This window comes from Candidatus Obscuribacterales bacterium, assembly GCA_036703605.1.
GTDB lineage: Bacteria > Cyanobacteriota > Cyanobacteriia > RECH01 > RECH01 > RECH01.
Window position 1 is genome coordinate 1 of the sequence record DATNRH010000729.1, and the last position, 5,298, is coordinate 5,298.

The 5,298-nt window shown below is 52.4% G+C and carries 3 protein-coding genes; 1 reads left to right on the forward strand and 2 read right to left on the reverse strand.

The window, feature by feature from the left end; genetic code table 11:
* Positions 1-1,449 (forward strand): efflux RND transporter permease subunit (locus V6D20_15245; GenBank protein HEY9817135.1); only part of this gene is annotated, 1,449 nt, incomplete at its 5' end.
* A 767-nt stretch (positions 1,450-2,216) separates the two neighbouring features.
* Here the strand turns inward: V6D20_15245 and V6D20_15250 are convergent.
* Together V6D20_15250 and ligA are read right to left on the reverse strand one after the other, a co-directional pair.
* Positions 2,217-3,926 carry an alpha/beta hydrolase gene (locus tag V6D20_15250; GenBank protein HEY9817136.1) on the reverse strand — a complete coding sequence of 570 codons (1,710 nt, stop codon included), beginning with the start codon at positions 3,924-3,926 and terminating at the stop codon, positions 2,217-2,219.
* A 56-nt stretch (positions 3,927-3,982) separates the two neighbouring features.
* Positions 3,983-5,298 (reverse strand): NAD-dependent DNA ligase LigA (gene ligA / locus V6D20_15255; protein HEY9817137.1); only part of this gene is annotated, 1,316 nt, incomplete at its 5' end.

Genomic DNA, 5,298 nt, shown 5'->3' on the forward strand with positions numbered 1-5,298 from the left:
GTCTTGATTGAGCTGCCCCCCGGATCACCCCTCAGCGAGACCGATCGCCTAGCTCAACGGGTTACCCAGCAGGTGCAAGAGCATCCAGCCGTGGCGTCTGTGTTTGTGGAAGTAGGGGGTAACGGCTCCGATGAAGCCAAGCTAACGATTAACCTCAAACCTCGCGATGAGCGACAGGTGAGGCAACAAGACTTTGAGCGTGAGATGCGGCAGCAGTTTGGACAAATCCCCGGCGCTCGCATTAGCTTTGAAAGTCAAGGAGCTGCAGGCAACAGTCAAGATCTAAGTTTAGTGCTCACCAGCGAAAATGCTGATGCCCTCACTGAAACGGCGATCGCCATTGAACAGCAGATGCGACAGGTCACCGGTCTTGTGGACGTCAGCTCCAGCGCTAGTCAAGTGCGTCCAGAAATTTTGATTGTCCCCGATCCCCAACGAGCAGCAGACTTGGGCGTCACGGTGCAAGCGATCGCCCGCACGGCCTCCATTGCTACGATTGGGGCCACCGACGCCAACTCCGCCAAATTTGACCTCCCCGATCGCCAAATTCCCATTCGTGTGCAGCTCAATCCAGATACCCGCGCCGATCTCAACACCCTGCGCAACCTGCGGATTCCCAGTCAATCTGGTGCGATGGTGTCCCTGTCCGCTGTGGCCGATATTCGCCTCGGTAGCGGCCCTGCCACTATTGAACGCTTTGATCGGGCTCGACAGGTCACCCTCGGTGCCAATCTAGAAAGTCTATCCCTTGGGGAAGCCTTTGCCCAAGTCGAAGCCCTTCCCGCCATGCAAAACCTGCCGCCAGAGGTTGCCCAGCGTCCCTCCGGTGACGCGGAAATTATGCGGGATATTTTCTCGCGATTCCTCCAAGCTCTAGGCACCGGCGTGCTCTGTATCTACGCCATTTTGGTCTTGCTCTACAACGGTTTTCTTTATCCCTTTGTGATTCTAACCGCCCTACCCTTATCTCTGGGCGGCGCGTTGATTGCCTTGATGATCACCCAGAAAGAGCTAGGGTTATTCGCCCTCATTGGTATTGTATTGCTCATGGGGTTAGTGACCAAAAATGCCATCTTGCTGGTAGATTCAGCCCTAGCCAATCAGCGAGACTTTGGGATGCCCCAATTCCGAGCCGTGATGGAATCCGGTGTATCACGCCTCCGTCCCATCTTGATGACCACCTTCTCGACCATCGCAGGTATGATACCCATTGCCTTGGAAATTGGCGCAGATGCCGAAACCCGCAGTCCCATGGCGATCGCTGTCATTGGCGGCATGGCTACGGCTACGCTACTTACCCTGGTAGTTGTGCCGGTGATTTTTACCTACATTGATGGTTTTCAGTGGCGTATGGGCCGCTGGCTGGGGAACGATCGCCTTGAGGAAGAATCTGGTACACCTACCCAAGGTCGCTCATCCAGCGACCCTGATCCCCAACCGCGCACCTAGAATCTAGCTTTTCCTCGAATATTTCTTAAGTTTCTCAAAAAGCGATCGCTCAATATCTTTGATGTTCAAACCGGAAATAAAGATTAAAGCGTTGCTAATTTTCAAGCTGAAGTGCTTGGAACACTGATTGACGGACAAAACTCCTGTGATCGTGATTCTCTTGTAGGTTGGGCTAGCGTCAGTGTAACCCAACAGAATCTACGCTGGTACTGGGTTTTACGTTACTCAATCTAGCCTAGCCAAAAAGATTTGTCAGTCAAGCAGCTTAGAACATACCATAGCCAGTCTAACTTGCTGAAATCCGTTCATCCCTGATTTCAGCAACACCTTAATTCCCACGTTTTATATCGCAGTTCATCAACTCATTCAAGATTTTGAACATGTTTACAAGCTTGACAATATTATGTCATTGTTCTAATCTTTGAATCAAGTTCTGGGTCTTTAGAGAAAATTAGCTTAACAGACAAAAACTTTGATGGTGATATATCTAATAAACAAAAGACCGTGAAAGACTTGGGAGATTTTCTAAACCTGCCTGTACAGACTGAACCTATTCTTGCTGAGGAAAAGGTTTCTCGGCTTTAAGTTTCACAGATTATTTTCTTCATGTAGAAATTCTTATTGTTTTCACTCCAATAAGGACGATCGCTTGAAGATGCTACTTTTCGAAGCGTGGCAAGAGGTAGATGATAGGATATGAGCAGATCCGCTCCGAGCAAGCATCTGGCACGCCTTATGGCCCCCATACATCAATCTTACTCCTATAATTAAGGCATGGATAAAATACGGGATAGCTGGAGGGGATCGAGGGAACGCACTAAACTCAGAGGTAGCGCTTGTTCACTCAGATAATCAGCATAGGTCGCCCGCAGAAAACCTCGATAGTTAGGATCATTCGCCACGTAGGTTTGGAAAAAAGCCACGCTCATGGCATTCACATAGCGATGGGCGATCGCTGGATCTGGGCCAACGATATTGGAGGGTAGAAGCAGAGCTTCGCTGCCATTTGCAGAGCTACCCAGGGTAGAGAAGTGGGTGCCTCCCTGCATCAACACAAGATATTTATTGAGGCTGCCCAACCACGTGAAAGGACGGATTTGCTCAGGTAGAGCTGGGGCGATCGTATCGGCATTGCCAGTCATCACCATCACAGGTTTTTCAATTTGGTTAAAACCATTTTGGCCGATGATGCCGCTACCAATGGGGTTAATGGCGATCGCTGCTACAATCCGATCATCTTTCAAGGATTGATCGAGGGTTTCCCAGGGTAAGTCTAGCGCTTGGCATTGCAGCAGCAAAGATAAATTAAGCCAGCTATCGTCATAACAAGACTGAATTAACCGTTCTCCATGGAGTGTACCGCCGATCAGGGTAAGAGCCGTATATCCACCTAAAGACTGGCCAATGATGCCCGTTTTCTCTAGATTCATGCGACCCGAGAGTTGAGGATGGGTGCGATTGAGGCGTTCCAGTTCATCCAGCAAAAAGGTAATGTCGAGAGGGCGATCAACAAATTCCTGGGGAGACGTTACTTCTCGCACTCGCCCCTGCACAAGAGCTTGGATTTGCATGGCATTGCTGCCAGGGTGCTCCAACACCGCCACCACAAAACCATGGGAAGAAAGATGATCCGCAAGATAACGATAGGTAGTGCGATCGCTTCCCAGACCATGGGAAATAATGATCACCGGCGCAGGCATAGGTGGCGTGGGGCTGCCGAGAGTTGCCGTAATGGGGACATAGACATCCACATCAAAGGCGCGATCGCGGCGACGATCGCGAAGATTTAGGGTAACCGTCTGCCAGTCGTATAAACCTATATCATGGGGATTCCGAACACCCATCGAATCAATCGGTGCTTCCACCCTAGATTCAAAAGTAGCTTGGGTTTGAATAATCTGAATCGCTTGGGTCGTTTGGTTGATCAGATTTTCCACCTCACTCACAAAGCTGAGGGTAGCATCAACACTAATGCGTAAGTCGGTGAGGGGAAACTCCTTGAGCACATTCAATGGCGTTAGACCATCGTCAGAATCAGCCGCAAGAATCAGGGCAGCCCGAATGGCGCGAGGGGCCGCCTCCGGAGATTGGGTACGGATGATCCGGCTGATTCGTTCCAGCAGCGCTTCGCCTTGATCAGTATAGAGAAATTGAGCCACGGCGACAGTACTGACATCGGCCTGCGTGGTCAGCAGCGATCGCAACTGTTCTTGATCCTTAGGCGTAAAGTATCGCAGGTAGGGGCGAAGATTGGACGTGACCCGGCCTTCACGGGCATAGATTTCCAAATCATCTATCGCAATCGAGCGCTCAAAAACACCCATCGATAGGTAAACCCGTTCTGCCCCTGCAGCTGGTGTTGACAGCAGTAGTCCAGCCAGGCAACTACCAACCCCAAGGGCGATCGCTCGGTAGGGATGACGACCATGGCGCATGGGGCGATCGCGCAAAATCAAGGACTGGAACCATGATGGCATCAGTCTAAATGACGTGAAATGCTGCATACTTCAGGAGTTGACGGGGGCAGACATGGCTAATTCGATGATGACAGAAGATCGAGTAACTGTGTTTCTGACAGTTGGGCAACACCCAGAGTCTGTGCCTTTTCTAACTTAGATCCGGCATCACTGCCCACTACTAAATAATCCGTTTTAGAACTCACGGTTCCGGTGACTTTGCCACCCGCCGCCTGAATTTTTGCCTTAGCATCCTCCCGACTTAGGGATGGTAAGGTGCCGGTAATCACAAATGTTTTGCCTGCTAACGGCTGAGCCCCTTGGGGTTTGAGCTGATCGGGAGCAAGGGCAAGCTGTAGACCGGCCTGTCGCAGGCGATCGATCAGCACCTGGTTGGCCGGCACCCGAAACCAGGCATAGACCGACTGGGCAATTTCTGAGCCAATGCCATAGACGGCGGCGATCGCTTCCGGTTCTGCTGCTCCCAAATCATCCACATTAGGAAACTGGTTGCTTAAGGTCTGGGCATTGACACTGCCTACATGGCGAATACCTAAGCCATAGAGCACCCGCGGCCAGGTCTGTTGCTTCGACTGAGCGATCGCCCCCACCAGCTTCTGCGCCGATGTGGGGCCCATGCGATCTAGGGTGAGCAGTTGCTCCACCGTTAGGTCATACAAATCCGCTACCGATTGCACCAGATGGCGATCGATAAATTGCTCCACCCACTTTTCACCCAGCCCGTTGATGTCTAGGGCCGCCCGGCTGGCCCAATGGCTAATCGAACCGCGCAGAATGGCAGGACAGGAGGTATTGATGCAGCGCATCACGGCTTCATCGGCAGGCCGCACCACCGGCTCCCCACAGGCGGGGCAATGGGTGGGCATCTCGTAGCGCTGGGCATCGGCAGGGCGCAGGTCTGGCAGCACCCGCACCACCTCGGGAATAATTTCTCCCGCCTTGCGCACGATCACCGTATCGCCCAGGTGTAAATCCAGTTCAGCCAAGCGATCGCCATTGTGCAGCGTTGCCCGAGACACGGTGGTGCCAGCAAGCTGGACGGGACTGAATTCTGCCACCGGCGTCAGCGCCCCCGTGCGTCCTACTTGAACCACCACCCGCTCCACCCGAGTTGGCGCTTCCTCGGCAGGATATTTGAGAGCGATCGCCCAGCGGGGAAACTTTTGGGTAAAGCCTAACTGCTGCTGTAGATCAAAACGATTCAGCTTCACCACCACCCCATCGGTCATGTAGGGCAGATCGAGGCGAGCGGTATCCCATTGCTCAAAATAGGCCGCCACATCCGCTAGGGACGGGCAGAGCAATCGGTTAGGATTCACCCGAAAGCCAAGATCTTGCAGCAGCTCAAGGGCTTGCCACTGGGTTGCGGGTG